Source organism: Streptomyces fradiae ATCC 10745 = DSM 40063 (genome assembly GCF_008704425.1).
Lineage (GTDB): Bacteria > Actinomycetota > Actinomycetes > Streptomycetales > Streptomycetaceae > Streptomyces > Streptomyces fradiae.
The window spans coordinates 1,484,712-1,500,260 of sequence record NZ_CP023696.1; the positions used below are offsets into that span (position 1 = coordinate 1,484,712).

At 71.5% G+C, this 15,549-nt stretch carries 11 protein-coding genes and 1 tRNA gene; 3 read left to right on the plus strand and 9 right to left on the minus strand.

All coding sequences use genetic code 11. The annotated features are described in order from the left end of the window. The first annotated feature begins 50 nt into the window (after positions 1-50). Positions 51-2,333, plus strand: a complete 2,283-nt coding sequence (locus CP974_RS06595; RefSeq protein ID WP_031130353.1) for an FdhF/YdeP family oxidoreductase — start codon at positions 51-53, stop codon at positions 2,331-2,333. A 184-nt stretch (positions 2,334-2,517) separates the two neighbouring features. Then, positions 2,518-3,006: a PaaI family thioesterase gene (locus tag CP974_RS06600; RefSeq protein ID WP_031130355.1), complete on the plus strand. Its 489-nt coding sequence runs from the start codon at positions 2,518-2,520 to the stop codon at positions 3,004-3,006. 62 nt (positions 3,007-3,068) lie between these two features. Here the strand turns inward: CP974_RS06600 and CP974_RS06605 are convergent, their stop codons facing one another. The 6 genes from CP974_RS06605 to CP974_RS06630 all read right to left on the minus strand — a co-directional run bounded on the left by CP974_RS06605 (position 3,069) and on the right by CP974_RS06630 (position 10,061). After that, positions 3,069-3,758, minus strand: coding sequence for an ABC transporter ATP-binding protein (locus CP974_RS06605; RefSeq protein WP_085921430.1), 690 nt, complete (start codon positions 3,756-3,758; stop codon positions 3,069-3,071). Between the two features lie 74 nt (positions 3,759-3,832). Next, positions 3,833-5,137, minus strand: a complete 1,305-nt coding sequence (locus CP974_RS30015) for an ABC transporter ATP-binding protein (RefSeq protein WP_223844358.1) — start codon at positions 5,135-5,137, stop codon at positions 3,833-3,835. Next, positions 5,137-6,507 carry a branched-chain amino acid ABC transporter permease gene (locus tag CP974_RS06615; protein WP_031130361.1) on the minus strand — a complete coding sequence of 457 codons (1,371 nt, stop codon included), beginning with the start codon at positions 6,505-6,507 and terminating at the stop codon, positions 5,137-5,139. Before CP974_RS06615 ends, CP974_RS30015 begins: the two co-directional genes overlap by 1 nt. Further along, positions 6,504-7,427 carry a branched-chain amino acid ABC transporter permease gene (locus CP974_RS06620; RefSeq protein ID WP_031130363.1) on the minus strand — a complete coding sequence of 308 codons (924 nt, stop codon included), beginning with the start codon at positions 7,425-7,427 and terminating at the stop codon, positions 6,504-6,506. The genes CP974_RS06615 and CP974_RS06620 overlap by 4 nt, the downstream gene beginning before the upstream one ends. 187 nt (positions 7,428-7,614) lie before the next feature. After that, positions 7,615-8,772 carry a branched-chain amino acid ABC transporter substrate-binding protein gene (locus tag CP974_RS06625; RefSeq protein WP_031130365.1) on the minus strand — a complete coding sequence of 386 codons (1,158 nt, stop codon included), beginning with the start codon at positions 8,770-8,772 and terminating at the stop codon, positions 7,615-7,617. Positions 8,773-9,407: 635 nt separating this feature from the next. Beyond that, positions 9,408-10,061, minus strand: coding sequence for an ANTAR domain-containing response regulator (locus tag CP974_RS06630; protein WP_031130367.1), 654 nt, complete (start codon positions 10,059-10,061; stop codon positions 9,408-9,410). 94 nt (positions 10,062-10,155) lie between these two features. On the opposite strand from CP974_RS06630, the gene CP974_RS06635 reads away from it, so the two are divergent. Continuing rightward, positions 10,156-10,239 (plus strand) — tRNA-Leu (locus CP974_RS06635). Between the two features lie 256 nt (positions 10,240-10,495). Here the strand turns inward: CP974_RS06635 and pyk are convergent. The 3 genes from pyk to pepN form a co-directional block, all read right to left on the minus strand. Continuing rightward, on the minus strand, positions 10,496-11,923 hold the full coding sequence (gene pyk / locus CP974_RS06640) for a pyruvate kinase (RefSeq protein WP_031130369.1): 1,428 nt from the start codon (positions 11,921-11,923) through the stop codon (positions 10,496-10,498). A 142-nt stretch (positions 11,924-12,065) separates the two neighbouring features. Beyond that, on the minus strand, positions 12,066-12,734 hold the full coding sequence (locus tag CP974_RS06645) for an SIMPL domain-containing protein (protein ID WP_031130371.1): 669 nt from the start codon (positions 12,732-12,734) through the stop codon (positions 12,066-12,068). Positions 12,735-12,965: 231 nt separating this feature from the next. Further along, positions 12,966-15,467, minus strand: a complete 2,502-nt coding sequence (gene pepN, locus CP974_RS06650) for an aminopeptidase N (protein ID WP_031130373.1) — start codon at positions 15,465-15,467, stop codon at positions 12,966-12,968. Positions 15,468-15,549 lie beyond the last annotated feature (82 nt).

Sequence of the window (15,549 nt, forward strand, 5' to 3'; positions counted from 1 at the left end):
CGGATGCGTACCCGCGTACACACGCGTACGGCGAAACGAGGGAGTGCGCCATGGTCAGCAAGCCGCCCGCCGAGGACCCCGTCCAGGACGCCCCGCAGGTCACGGCCGTCCAGCACGCCGCCGCCGGCCTGCCGGGAGTCGTCCACGGGCTGCGGGCCTCCACGGCGCAGATGGGCCTGGGCCGCACGGCCCGCACGCTGCTCAGGGTGAACCAGAAGGACGGCTTCGACTGCCCCGGCTGCGCCTGGCCCGAGGGCGGCAAGCGGCACCTCGCGGAGTTCTGCGAGAACGGCGCCAAGGCCGTCGCCGAGGAGGCCACGGTGCGCCGGGTCACCCCGGAGTTCTTCGCGGCGCACCCGCTGCCGGACCTCGCCGGGCGCAGCGGCTACTGGCTGGGGCAGCAGGGCCGCATCACGCACCCCGTGTACCTGCCGGAAGGCGGCGACCGGTACGAGCCGGTCAGCTGGGAGCGCGCCTTCGCCATCATCGCCGAGGAGCTGACCGCGCTGGACACGCCCGACGAGGCGCTGTTCTACACCTCCGGCCGCACCAGCAACGAGGCGGCGTTCCTGCTCCAGCTGTTCGCGCGCGAGTTCGGCACGAACAACCTGCCGGACTGCTCCAACATGTGCCACGAGTCGTCCGGCTCCGCCCTCACCGAGACCCTCGGCGTCGGCAAGGGCAGCGTCTCCCTCGACGACCTGCACCGGGCCGACCTGATCATCGTCGCCGGGCAGAACCCGGGCACCAACCACCCCCGGATGCTGACCGCCCTGGAGAAGGCGAAGGCGGCGGGCGCCCGCATCATCTCGGTGAACCCGCTGCCGGAGGCCGGCCTGGAGCGGTTCAGGAACCCGCAGACCGCCAGGGGGCTGGTGAAGGGCTCCGCCCTCACCGATCTCTTCCTCCAGATCCGCATCGGCGGCGACCAGGCCCTGTTCCGCCTCCTGAACAAGCTGGTCCTCGACACGGAGGGCGCCGTCGACGAGGAGTTCGTCCGCACCCACACGCACGGCTTCGAGGAGTTCGCCGCGGCCGCCCGCGCCGCCGACTGGGACGAGACGCTCGCGGCGACCGGGCTGACCCGCGACGCGATCGAAAGCGCCCTGCGCATGCTCCTCGCCTCGCGCCGCACCATCGTCTGCTGGGCCATGGGCCTGACCCAGCACAAGCACTCGGTGCCCACCATCCGCGAGATCGTCAACCTGCTCCTGCTGCGCGGCGCGATCGGCCGCCCCGGCGCCGGGGTCTGCCCGGTCCGCGGCCACTCCAACGTGCAGGGCGACCGCACCATGGGCATCTTCGAGCGGCCGTCCGAGGCGTTCCTCGACGCCCTGGACGAGGAGTTCGGCATCACCTCGCCCCGCCACCACGGGTACGACGTGGTCCGCTCCATCCAGGCGCTGCGCGACGGGCGGGCGAAGGTGTTCTTCGCCATGGGCGGCAACTTCGTCGCCGCCTCCCCCGACACCCTCGTCACCGAGGCCGCGATGCGCCGCGCCCGGCTCACCGTGCACGTCTCGACCAAGCTCAACCGGTCCCACGCGGTGACCGGCACGCGCGCGCTGATCCTGCCCACCCTCGGCCGCACCGACCGCGACGTGCAGGCGTCCGGGCGCCAGTTCGTCACCGTCGAGGACTCGATGGGGCTGGTCCACGCCTCACGCGGGAACCTGCCGCCCGCCGGCCCCCACCTGCTGTCCGAGCCGGCCATCGTCGCGCGCATGGCCCGTGCCGTCCTCGGGCCCGACTCCGCCACCCCGTGGGAGGAGTTCGAGAAGGACTACGCCGCGATCCGCGACCGCATCGCGCGCGTGGTGCCCGGCTTCGAGGACTTCAACGCCCGTCTCGCGGCCGACCCGGGCGGCTTCGCCCTGCCCCACGCGCCCCGCGACGAGCGGCGCTTCCCCACGGCGACCGGCAAGGCCAACTTCACCGCCGCGCCCGTCGAGTACCCGGCGGTCCCCGAGGGCCGGCTGCTGCTGCAGACGCTCCGCTCGCACGACCAGTACAACACCACCGTCTACGGCCTCGACGACCGCTACCGGGGCATCAGGGGCGGCCGCCGCGTCGTCCTCGTCCACCCCGACGACGCCCGCGAGCGGGGCCTCGCCGACGGCTCGTACGCGGACCTGGTCGGCGAGTGGACCGACGGGGTGGAGCGCCGCGCGCCCGGATTCCGCGTCGTGCACTACCCGACCGCCCGAGGCTGCGCCGCCGCCTACTACCCCGAGACGAACGTCCTGGTCCCCCTCGACGCCACCGCCGACGTCAGCAACACCCCCGCCAGCAAGTCCGTCGTCATCCGTCTGGAACAATCACCGGCCGACTGAGCGTTCGCTCAGCAGCACCACCGCAAGCGCCACCGAAAGCGCCACCGGAAGCACCACCGACAGCTGCCGGGCCGCCGCACCGGCGGAACCCACCCGCGGATGCGCCGGCGCAGCGACCGGCGGGCCGGCGGCACGACCGGCAGCAGCAGGACAGCCGTACGACGACGAACGGAGATCCGGCCCCATGGGCGAGCAGACCGCAACGAAGTTCCCGCAAGAGGTCATCGACGAGTACGCCGCGCTCGGCGTCGACCTGCCCGCCCTGTTCTCCGCAGGCCACCTCGGCAACCGCATGGGCGTGCAGATCGTGGAGGCCGCCGCCGAGCGCGTCGTCGGCACCCTCCCCGTCGAGGGCAACACGCAGCCCTACGGCCTCCTCCACGGCGGCGCCTCCGCCGTCCTCGCCGAGACCCTCGGCTCCGTGGGCGCCATGCTCCACGGCGGCTCCGGGAAGATCGCCGTCGGCGTCGACCTGAACTGCACCCACCACCGCGGCGTCCGCTCGGGTCTCGTCACCGGCGTCGCCACCCCGGTCCACCGCGGCCGCTCCACCGCCACGTACGAGATCGTCATCACCGACGAGCAGGACCGGCGGGTCTGCACCGCGCGCCTCACCTGCATGCTCCGCGAGGCCGCCCCCAAGGACGCGGAGAACCTCCCCGGCACGGCCTGACGACGCCGGAGCGCCGGGCCCCTCGCGGGTGCCCGGCGCTCCTCGTCACGCGTGCCGGCGGGTCAGGCCGCGCCCTCGCCGAGGTACGCCGCCCTGATCCGGCTGTCCGCGAGCAGGTCGCCCGCCGGACCGGACATCGCCACGGAGCCCGTCTCCAGGACGTAGCCCCGGTCGGCGAGACCGAGCGCCTGCGTGGCGTTCTGCTCCACCAGCAGCACCGTGGTGCCCTGGTCGTTGATCTCCTTGATGATCTCGAAGATCTGCTGGACGATCAGCGGCGCCAGGCCCATCGACGGCTCGTCGAGCAGCAGCAGCTCCGGTCGGCCCATCAGCGCGCGGCCGATCGCGAGCATCTGCTGCTCGCCGCCCGACAGGGTGCCGGCCTGCTGGGAGCGCCGCTCGGCCAGCCGCGGGAAGAGCGTGAAGGCCCGGTCGAGGTCGCCGGAGTCCACGGAGGAGAACTTGTACGCCCCCATCTCCAGGTTCTCCAGCACCGTCATCGTCGCGAAGACCCGCCGCCCCTCGGGCACGTGCCCGATGCCGAAGCGGACCAGCTCGTGCGACTTGATGCCGTCGATCCGCTCGCCGCGCAGCAGTACCTCGCCGTGGCGGGGCTGGAGCATGCCGGAGACGGTGCGGAGCGTCGTCGTCTTCCCGGCGCCGTTGCTGCCGAGCAGGGCCACGATCTCGCCCTTGCCGACCGTCAGGTCGATGCCCTTCAGCGCCTCGATGGCACCGTAGAACACCCGCATGCCCCTCAGTTCGAGCAGCGGGGCGTCCGGGGTGCCGGCCTCGCCGGACTCCTCCCGCAGCTGTGCCGTCGTGCTCACTTGCCGCTCTCCTCGTCAGTCCGCGCCGCACGGCCCGCGCCGCCCGGTTCCTCGGCCTCCGCCGCGTCGGCGGTCCCGGCCGCGTCGGCGGCTTCGGGCGCGTCGGCGGCTTCGGTGGTGCCGGCCGCGTCGGCTCCTCCGTCCGTACGGGACGGCTCACCGGCTTCGGCGGCCTCGCCCGTGCCGGTGTCGTCCGCACGGGACGGCTCCTCGGCGACCGGCTCCGCGTCCGCTCCGGTGTCCGCTCCGGTGTCCGCCGCACCGGACGGCTCGGCGGCGCCCTCGGGCTCCGCGTCGGCGGCCTGCTCGGCGGTCCCGGCCTCCGGCGCCGACGGCTCCCGGGCCTCCTCGGCCTCCCCGGCCTCCTCGGCGTTCCCGGCGCTCCCGGTGTCCGCCACCGTCGCCGCCGGCCGTGCCGCCTCCGCGGCTGGTGCGGCTTCCGTACCGTCCCCGGCATCCTCGACCGCGTGCCGGACGGCCTCCGCGTCCTCCGCCGACGAGCCCAGGTACGCCTCGATCACCGCCGGGTGCTGCTGGACCTCACCGGGTGTCCCCTCGGCGATCTTCTTGCCGAAGTTCAGCACCATCACGCGGTCCGCCACCGACATCACCAGCCGCATGTCGTGCTCGATCAGCAGCACACTCACGCCCAGTTCGGAGTTGATGCGCCGGATCAGCTGCTCCAGCTCCACCTTCTCCGTCGGGTTGGTGCCCGCGGCCGGCTCGTCCAGCAGCAGCACCTGCGGATCCGTCGCCAGCGCACGGGCGATCTCCAGGCTCCGCTGGTCGCCGTAGCTGAGGCTGCCCGCGATCTCGTTGAGCTTGTCCTCCAGGCCCACGAACCGCAGCAGCCGGTGCGCCCGCTCGTCGCTCTCCCGCTCCGCGCGCCGCGCGCTCGGCAGACCGAGCATGATCGACACCGGGCCGGCCTTGAGCCGGGTCTCGGCGGCGATCTTCACGTTCTCCAGCGCGGTCAGCGCCCTGAACAGGCGGATGTTCTGGAACGTACGCGCCACGCCCACCCGGTTCACCAGGTGCGGCTTGCTGCCCAGCAGCGACTTCTCGCCACCGCCCTTCGGCAGGAACGAGATCCGTCCCTCCTGCGGCGTGTACGCGCCCGTCAGCGAGTTGAAGAAGGACGTCTTCCCGGCACCGTTCGGGCCGATCACCGCCAGAACCTCGCCCCGGCGCATCGACATGTCGACCTTGTCGAGCACCGTCAACCCGCCGAAACGCAGCGTCACATCCGTCACCCGGAGAACCAGGTCCTCCGTGGGCGCACTCGTCACTTCAGTGCTCATCAGGCCTTGCCTCCCGCCGGCTCGGACATCGCGTCCGCGTCACCGAGGCCCTCCTCCGCCATCTTCAGCTCACGCTGACGACGACGTGAGGGCCAGATGCCCTGAGGCCGGTAAATCATCATGATCACAAGCAGCGCGCCCAGGTACAGGTACCGGTCCGAGGGGTCCACGTAGTCCTTCAGTGCCTCCGGCAGCCACACCAGCGCCGCGGCGCCCAGCAGCACACCCGGGATCGAGCCCATGCCGCCGAAGATCACGTACGCCAGGATCAGGATCGACTGGAGCAGCGGGAAGACCTCGGGGTTGATGTAGCCGTACTTGCTGGTGAAGATCACCCCGGCCACGCCCGACGTGGACGCGCCGATCGCGAATGCCATCAGCTTGAACCGCACCGTGTCCACGCCGTTCGCCGCCGCGGCGATCTCGTCCTCGCGGATCGCCGTCCAGGCCCGGCCCACACGCGAGTGCTCCAGCCGGGAGAACAGCACGATCACCAGCACGATGAAGAACACCAGCAGGTACCAGTACGGCAGCGGGTCGATGGACCACTTGTACTGGATGCCGGCGAAGTCGAACGAGAAGTCCGGTATCAGCCGGGCGCCCTGCGGGCCGCCCGTCACGCCGTCCGCGTTCTTCGCGACCAGGTAGATGATCTCGTGGAAGCCCAGCGTCACGATCGCCAGGTAGTCACCGCGCAGCCGCAGCGTCGGCGCGCCCAGCAGCAGACCCGCCACGAGGCAGGTCACGACCGCGATCGGGATCACCCAGAAAGGATTCAGCACCACCGGCGGCTCGATCGGCAGGCGTCCCGTCCAGAACGCCGTCGAGTACGCGCCGACCGCGAAGAAGGCGAAGAAGCCCAGGTCCAGCAGACCCGCCCAGCCGATCACGACGTTCAGGCCGATCGCCAGCAGCGCGAAGATCGCGATCTGGTCCACCAGCACCGTCTGCCACATCCGCGGCAGCGTCGACGGCACCACGAGGGCGAGCACCAGCGCCAGGCCGATCAGGCCCCAGCGCAGTCGCGCGTCACCCTGCACCCGGTCGCGCAGCGCGCCGCCGGGCCGCCCCACGGCCGCCTTGACCTGCCCCGCGACGCCCTTGATCGGCGTCGCCGCGAACTCGCGCAGCGCCCACACGCCCACGGTCAGCGCCAGGCACACCCACAGGTTGGGGCCGAGCAGCGACCCCTCGATCGAGTAGAAGACGTCCCGGGTCGTGCCCTGCTCACCGGTCACCAGCGCCAGCAGCACACCGAGCGCCAGCATCGCCCACAGCCTCGTGTACCGGGGCTGCTGGTACCAGGCCGTTCGGCGCAGCCTGCTCGCCGCGGACGCCACGTCCTTCGTAGAAGACCGCACCGCGCTCATGCCGCCCTCCCCACTTGCTTGCCGAGGATGCCCATCGGACGGAACATCAGCACCAGGATCAGAACCACCATCGCGGAGACGCTCCGCCACTCGTCGCCGAAGATCGGCACCGTCATCGTCTCCACGACACCGATCAGCACACCGCCGGCCATCGCGCCGCGGATGTTGCCGATACCGCCCACCACGGCCGCGGCGAAGGCCGTGATGCCGGGGATGAAGCCCATCGTGTACGACACCTGGTTGAGGTTGGCGAAGAGGAAGCCGGCCACACCGCCGAGCACACCGCCGATCACGAACGTCCGGGAGATCACCCGGTCGATGTCCACGCCCATGAGCGACGCCACCTCGGCGTCCTGCGCCACCGCCCGGATGCCCTTGCCGAGCTTCGTGCGGTTCACGAGCAGGTCCAGACCGATCATCATCACCACGGCGGTCAGGAACTGCAGCATCTGCGTGATGTTCACGCCCGCGCCGAAGAGGCTGAAGACCTCGTTGTTGTCGTACATCTCCGGCAGCGTCATCGGGTCGCGCCCGAACAGCTTGCCCGCGAGGTTGTAGAGGAAGAACGACGCGCCGATCGCCGTGATCAGGAAGATCAGGCGCGGGGCGCCCCGGCGGCGCAGCGGCCGGTAGGCCACCTTCTCCAGGCCGTACGCCGTCACCCCGCCGAAGAGCGCGGAACCGGCCATGGCCATCGCCACGAAACCGATCGACGCCAGAGCGGTCGGGTTCTCGCCCGGATCGAGCAACTGCAGAACGATGAGGCTGCCGTACGCGCCCAGCATGAACACCTCGCTGTGCGCGAAGTTGATGAGCTGGAGGACGCCGTAGACAAGCGTGTAACCGATGGCGATGACGGCGTACAACGAGCCGAGCATCACGCCTAGGACGAGATAGTCCCAGAATTCCTGAAGGGACATGGAAGAGACTTCCTTGTGGGAACCGGGCGGAACCGGGCGCTCATGGCGCGGCAGCGGACCGCGGCGGAACAAGTGGATCGAAGAAGCGGGGAAGCCCGGCGGAGAAGGGGGCCCCGGTACCGGACGGGGGTCGGGAGACCAGCGTCTCCCGACCCCCGATCACCCGGCTTTCAGCCGTTCTCCGGACTCAGCCGGCCAGCTGGTTGATGTTGCCCTGGTAGGCGATCTTGCCGCCCTTCACCTGGTACAGGTACACGTCCGTACCCTTGAACTCACCGTTCTCGTCGAAGGAGAACGTCTTCGTCAGACCCTTGTAGGTGGCCTTCGCGAGGGCGTCGCGCAGCGACTCGCGCTCCACCTTGCCCTTGGCGGCCCGGATCTGCTCGATGATCATGTTGGTGATGTCGTACGACTCGGCCGAGTACGTACCCGGCGCCCGGTTGAACGCCTTCTGGTACTCGGCGGCGAACTTCTTCGTACCGGCCTCGACGTTGGCGTCGGTGCACGGGCAGGTGAGGAACCAGTTCTCCGAGGCGGCACCCGCCAGCTCGATGAACTTCATGTCGTTGGTGCCGTCACCGGAGATCGCCGCGCCCTTGTAGCCGGCTTCCTTCAGCTTCTTCGCGAACGGGGCGGCGTCCTGGTAGTAGCCGGCGTAGATCAGCGCGTCGGCCTTGGAGTTGACGACGTCCTTCGCCGTGGCGCTGTAGTCCGGCGTCTTCTGCGGGACCGACTTGCGGACCACCGCTATGCCCGCGTCCTTCAGGCCCTTCTCCGCCACACCGGCCAGGCCCGCGCCGTAGTCGGTCTTGTCGTCGATGAGGTAGACCTTCTTCGCCTTCAGCTTCTTGGCGTAGTAGGTCGCCATGCCCGCGCCCTGCATGCTGTCGTTGGGCACACCGCGCAGCAGGCTGGTGAAGTTGTTCTTCGGGTCCGTCAGCGTCGGGTTGGTCGCCGAGGGCGAGACCGTGACCAGGCCCGCCTCCGCGTAGAGCGGGGACGCCGTGTTCGTCGCACCGGAGAACGCGGGGCCGACCACCGCGACGACGCTCTCGTCGTCGATCACCTTCTGCGCCGCGGCCGTGGCCTTGTCGGGCAGGCCCTGGTCGTCCGACGCCACGTACTCCAGCTTGAAGCCCAGGTCGCCCTTGGCGTTCGCCTGGTCGATGGCCAGCTTCACGCCGTTCTGCTCGTTCTCGCCGAGGGCCACGTTGTCACCCGACAGCGGCCCCTGGAAAGCGATCTTCACCGTGTCATCGCCGCTGCCCGAGCTGCTGCAGCCCGTCAGCGCGAGAGCACCGACCACGAGCGGGACCGCAAGCCTGACGATGGATTTGTTCAGCACAAAGCACTCCCTGGAGCCGCCCGAACGATCTTGTGTGAGCAGGAAGTTCGAACAACTTCCCCACATGACACCGCTTGTCCGTGCGGTGTGCGGGGAATGTAATCGTCTGTTCCGGCCACCGGATAGGTGGCCGACAGATGTGTGATCGCCCTGTGACCTGGGTCATGTGCCGGAAACAGAACACTCCTTACCGGCCAGCGGACAACCCGGCGACACGCACATGATCTTCACAAGTGGTCATGACACGGCTGAAAACCACCCCTGAGCTGCGTCGCGACTCCATGGAAAAGCCCCCGCCCCGGCACACCGCCCCCACACAGGGGGGCGGGCACCGAGTCGGGGGCTGACCCACGGCTCACATGGCGAACACGACGCACACCGGCGCGGGGCGGCGGGGAGCCGGAGTGGCGGAGGGCGCGAGGCAGGGCGCATTCGGACGCGCCGGGCACGCGTCGGCCGGCGCGCCGACCACGACGGGCGCGGCCCACCCGGTGGCGCAGGCGGCGTGAGGCGCTGCGGGTGCGGGGGCGCGCCGGCGCGCGAGCCGGCCGCGGGGAGGGTACGCGGCGGGCGCACGGAGCTCGGCCCGCCGCCCGCGCCCCCGCCCCCGCCCCGGGGACCTCACAGGCCGGGGGTCACTGGCCCTTCGCGGCCTTCTTCTCCTCGGCGTCCTCGATGACCGCCTCGGCCACCTGCTGCATGGACATGCGCCGGTCCATCGAGGTCTTCTGGATCCACCGGAACGCCGCCGGCTCACTCAGGCCGTACTGCGTCTGCAGGATGCTCTTGGCCCGGTCCACCAGCTTCCGCGTCTCCAGCCGCTGCGCGAGGTCCGCGACCTCCTTCTCCAGCGCCCGCAGCTCGGCGAACCGCGACACGGCCATCTCGATGGCCGGCACGACGTCGCTCTTGCTGAACGGCTTCACCAGATACGCCATCGCGCCCGCGTCCCGCGCCCTCTCCACCAGCTCCCGCTGCGAGAACGCGGTCAGCATCAGCACCGGCGCGATCGACTCGCCGGCGATCCGCTCGGCGGCGGAGATGCCGTCGAGGACGGGCATCTTCACGTCCAGGATGACCAGGTCGGGCCGGTGCTCACGGGCCAGCTCGACGGCCGTGGCGCCGTCGCCCGCCTCGCCGACGACGGTGTACCCCTCCTCCTCGAGCATCTCCTTGAGGTCGAGGCGGATGAGGGCCTCGTCCTCGGCGATGACGACGCGGGTCGTCAGCGGCGGGACGTGCGACTGGTCGTCGTCGGCGACGGGCTGGGGCGACTCGGGGGCGGTCACGGAGGCTCCTCGTTGGGTCCAGGTACAGCTCCCCATGAGCCTACCTAGCTGCGGCGACCTCCGGTGAACCGATACACTCCTTGCGCGTACGCGAGCCGGGTTGATGGAATCGGCAGACATGATCGCCTCAAAAGCGATTGCCCGAAAGGGCGTGCGGGTTCAAGTCCCGCACCCGGCACTCACAGCGAGCGGAGCCTCACGTTCTCGTGAATCTCCGCTCTTTTGCTACCCAAAGTGACTTCGATCACGCAGAGTGTTCAACAGGGATCGATACCGGAGATCGGGGCATCAAGGATCCGGTATCGGAGATCCCGCATCGGAGATCCGGTATCGGAGATCGGGGTGCCAGAGATCGCGGCACCAGGGTGGCGACACCGGAAAGGCGTCCGTCGCGTCGAGGGACGCCTGGGCCGGAGCGGTCGCCCGCGGGTGGTTCAGCGGACCGCCTCACCGATGCGGTGGGCGCGGAGCATGTTGGTGGTGCCGGGCACGCCGGGAGGTGAGCCGGCGGTGATGATGACGACGTCTCCGGGGCGGCAGCGGCCGCTCCGCAGCAGGTGCTCGTCGACCTGCGCGACCATCGCGTCCGTGGAGTCGACGTGCGGGCCGAGGAAGGCCTCCACACCCCAGGTGAGGTTGAGCTGGGCGCAGGTGGCGGGGTCGGGGGTGAACGCGAGGAGGGGAATGGGTGAGCGGTAGCGGCTGAGGCGGCGGACGGTGTCGCCGGACTGGGTGAAGGCGACGAGATAGGAGGCGCCGAGGAAGTCGCCGAGCTCCGCGGCGGCGCGGGCGACGGCGCCGCCCTGGGTGCGGGGCTTGCCCCGCTCGGTGAGGGGCCGCAGGCCGTCGGCGAGGACGTCCTCCTCCGCCGCGGCGAGGATGCGGCTCATGGTGCGCACGGTCTCGACGGGGTACCGGCCGACGCTGGTCTCGCCGGAGAGCATGACGGCGTCGGTTCCGTCGATGACGGCGTTGGCGACGTCGCTGGCCTCGGCACGGGTGGGGCGACTGCTGTCGACCATGGAGTCGAGCATCTGGGTGGCGACGATGACGGGCTTGGCGTTGCGCCGGGCCAGCTTGATGGCGCGCTTCTGGACGACGGGGACGTGCTCGAGGGGCATCTCGACGCCGAGGTCGCCGCGGGCGATCATGAGGCCGTCGAAGGCGGCGACGATGGCGTCGAGGTTCTCGACGGCCTGAGGCTTCTCGATCTTGGCGATGACGGGGACGCGGCGGCCTTCCTCGTCCATGATCCGGTGGACTTCCTCGACGTCCCGGCCGCTGCGGACGAAGGAGAGGGCGACGAGGTCGGCGCCGGTGCGAAGAGCCCAGCGGAGGTCGTGGACGTCCTTGGCGGAGAGGGCGGGGACGGAGACGGCGGCGCCGGGGAGGTTGAGCCCCTTGTGGTCGGAGACGAGACCGCCCTCGACGACGCGGGTGTGGACGCGGGGCCCGTCGACCGCGGTGACGAGGAGGGCGACACGGCCGTCGTCGACGAGGACGCGGTCGCCGGGGGCGAGGTCGCCGGGGAGGTTCGGGTGGGTGGTGCCGCACCGGTGGCGGTCGCCCTCGACGGGCTCGGTGGTGATGGTGAAGTCGTCGCCGCGTTCAAGGAGTACGGGGCCCTCACGGAAGCGGCCGAGGCGGATCTTCGGGCCTTGAAGGTCCGCGAGGACGCCGATGGTGCGGCCGGCCTCGTCGGCGGCCTTGCGGACGTGGGTGTAGCGCTCCTCGTGTTCGGCGTGGGTGCCGTGGCTCAGGTTGAGGCGGGCCACGTCCATGCCGGCTTCGGCGAGGGCCTTGATCTGGTCGTACGTGGTGGTGGCGGGTCCCAGGGTGCAGACGATTCTGGCTCGGCGCATGGATCGAGCGTAGGGCTTACCGATGGGTAGGGGCCGGGGTGTGGCGGGTGGTTCAACTGCCTTTCGCCTGTTCGTTGTTGACAGGTGTTGAAGTGTGCGGAGGGGTGCTCTGATGAGCGGTCGGCAGGGGCCGGAGGCGGCCTCAGAGGGAGGGCGGGTGGAGACCGAAGCGAGCGGTGACGTAGGCGCTGGCGGTCTGGCGCTGCGGCTGGAGGTCGAGAGGAGGCGGGGCCCCTTCCGCGCTCTCGGTGGCGAAGGCCATGCGGGACGCGGGGGCGCCGAAGGGGGTGTGGTCGGGGGTGGTGGTGTCCAGCTCCAGGAGGGCGTCGAGGCGGGTCCCGAGGGCGTGGGCGTAGTCGCGGGCGCGCTGGACGGCGTCCTGGACCGCCTGGTGGCGGGCCTCGCTGTGGGCGGGGCTGGTGGGGCGGAGGCTCCACCAGGGGCCGTCGACACGGGTGAGGTCGAGGTCGGCGAGGCGGGTGGTGAGCTCGCCGAGGGCGGTGAAGTCGGTGAGCGTGGCCGTGAGGTGGACGGTGCCGTGGTGGGTGCGGACGTGTTCGCCGCGACCTCGGCGGGTCAGCTCCGGGGCGAGGGTGAGCGGGCCCGTCTCCAGGGCGTCGAGGGCGGGGCCGTACTCGCGGACGAGGGCGACGGCGGCGTCGTTGCGCCGGGCGAGGTCGGCCAGGGTGGCGCGGCGGTCGGTGCCCCGGGCGGTGAGGGTGATGCCGATCCGGGCGAGGTCGGGGGCGGTCTCGACATGGGCTTCGCCGCGGACGGTGAGGCGGGGGCGGGAGGTGTCGGGGAGGGTCATGTGGTGTCTTTGACACCGGGCCGGCGCCGTGAAACCTGCCGGGGCCGGCCCGGCTCGCCCACGCTGTGCGGGTGGCCGCGCCCGAGGCCGGGGCCGTTTCCGCGCAGGGGGCCGTTTCCGCGCAGGGGGCCGTTTCCGCGCAGGGGGGCCTGGCCATGGCCGTGGAGCGGGCCGACGGGAGCGCCCCCGGTGGCCGGGGCCGCCGGGGGCGCCTCGTCGGGGCTCGGCGGTTCAGCTCTCGCGCACACGCAGGGCGCGGCGGAGGTCGTCGAGGCGGTCGACGAGCTGGCGGCGCAGGGCGGGGGTGAGGTCCGCGGTGGCGAGGTGCTCGTCGCCGCGGCGGAGGTTGTCGCCGGTGACCGCGTAGACGGGGAACGCCTGGCGGCCGGCGGCGGTGGCGATGGCGGGCCCTCGGCGGGCGGCGAGCGCGGTGGCCTCGGGGTAGTAGCGCGCGACGTACGGGGTGAGGAGGTCTGCCTGGCCGGGCTGCCAGAAGCCCTCGGCGGTGGCGTTGAACAGGTAGTTGGAGAGGGTGTCGTCGTGGAACATGCGCTCCCAGGCGGTGGCCTTGGCCTCGGGTGTGGGGAGCGCGGCGCGGCAGCGGGCGGCGCCCTCCTGGCCGGTGGCGCTGGGGTCGCGGTCGAGTTCGGCGGCGATGGACGCCTCGTCGGTGGCGCCGAGGACGGCCAGGCGCCTGAGGACGCGCCAGCGCAGCTCGGGGTCGAGGTCGGGGCCGCCGGGGACGGCTCCGTCGGCGAGCCAGCCCTGGAGGGTGCCGGTGCGGTCGGTGCAGTCGATGAAGTGGCGCACGGCGGTGAGGCGGAGGCCGGGGCTCTGGCCGTCCTCGGTGCGGCGGATGAGGTCGCGGGTGAGGTCGGTGAGGGTGGCCCTGGCGGCGGCGCGCTCCCCGTCGGGGACGTAGCGGTCGGCGATCTGGTGGAGGGCGAAGCCGATGACGCCGTCGACGAGGGAGACGTCGGTCTCCTCGGGGAGGTGCGCGTGGGCGGCGGCGAGGTAGTCGGCGGGGGCGAGGTCGCCGTCGCGGACCATGTCGCGCAGGGTGTTCCACAGGACGGCGCGGGTGAGCGGGTCCGGGACACCGGAGAGGGCGCGCAGAGTGGTCTGCAGGGAGACGTCGTCGAGGCGGATCTTGGCGTAGGTGAGGTCGTGCTCGTTGGGGACGACCAGGGCGGGGCGGGTGCCGGGGCGGGTCTCGGGCGCCTCCTGCGGGACGTCGGTCTCGTGGCGTTCGCGCAGGACGAGGGCGCGGCCGTCGGCGAGGTCGCGGTCGTAGACGCCGACGGTGGCGCGGTGGGGGCGGCTGCCGTCGCGGTGGAGAGCGAGGGTCCAGCGGCCGGGCTCGCCCGTGACGTCGGCGGTGAGGGTGTCGATGCCGGTGGTGCGGAGCCAGGCGTCCGCCCACGCGTGGACGTCGCGGTCGGTGGCGGTGGCGAGGTTGTCGATGAAGTCGGCGAGGGTGGCGTTGCCGAAGCGGTGGCGGGCGAAGTGGTTGTTGATGCCCGCGAGGAACTCCTTCTCGCCCATCCACGCGACGAGCTGGCGGAGGGCCGAGGCGCCCTTGGCGTAGGAGATGCCGTCGAAGTTGAGGAGGGCCGAGGCGGTGTCGGGGACGGCCTCGGGGTCGGGGGCGACGGCGTGGGTGGAGGGCCGCTGGTCGGCGTCGTACCCCCAGGACTTGCGGGCGATGCCGTATCCGATCCAGGTGTCGGGGTAGCGGGCGGTCGCCTCGTTGATGGTCTGGTAGCCCATGTACTCGGCGAAGGACTCGTTCAGCCAGATGTCGTCCCACCACTTGAGGGTGACGAGGTCGCCGAACCACATGTGGGCCATCTCGTGGGCGATGACCATGGCGCGGGTCTGGCGCTCGGCGACGGTGACGGCGGAGCGGAAGACGAACTCGTCGCGGAAGGTGACGAGGCCCGGATTCTCCATGGCACCGGCGTTGAACTCGGGGACGAACGCCTGGTCGTAGGAGTCGAACGGGTAGGGCTCGGTGAACTTCTCGTGGTACCGGTCGAAGCAGCGGCGCGTGACGTCGAGGATCTCCGCGGCGTCGGCGTCGAGGTGCGGGGCGAGGGAGCGCCGGCAGTGGATGCCGAACGGCAGTCCGGCGTGCTCGGTGCGCACGGAGTGCCAGGGGCCGGCGGCGACGGCGACGAGGTACGTGGAGATGCGGGGGGTGGTGGCGGCCTTCCAGCGGCCGTCCTCCCGGCGCTCGGTGACGCCGTTGGCGAGGACGGTCCAGTGGTCGGGGGCGGTGACGGTGAGGTCGAAGACGGCCTTCAGGTCGGGCTGGTCGAAGGCGGCGATGACCCGCTGGACGTCGTCGAGGAAGAGCTGGGTGTAGGTGTACGTCTCGCCGTCGGTGGGGTCGGTGAAGCGGTGCATGCCCTCGCCGGTGCGGGAGTACCGCATGGCGGTGTCGACGCGCAGTTCGTGGCGGCCCTCGCTGAGGCCGGTGAGCGGGAGCCGGTTGTCGTCCAGGGTGGCCGGGTCGAGGGGCTGCCCGTCCAGGGTGGCGCCGCGCAGGACGGCGGGCTTCAGTTCGACGAAGGTGTCACCGGCGGCGAGGGCGGTGAACTCGATGACGGTGGTCGAGTCGAAGGTGTCGTCGCCGGTGGTGAGGTCGAGGTCGATGGCGTAGCGGTGGACGTCCAGGATCCGGGCTCGGGTCTGCGCCTCTTCGCGCGTCAGTACGGGCATGGGGGTCATGCTGCCCGATGGCGGGCGTGCGGGGGAGCCGGTTCCGCTGTAAGCGTCGGCCGGGGGGCGCGTCAGCCGCGGGGCGCGCCCG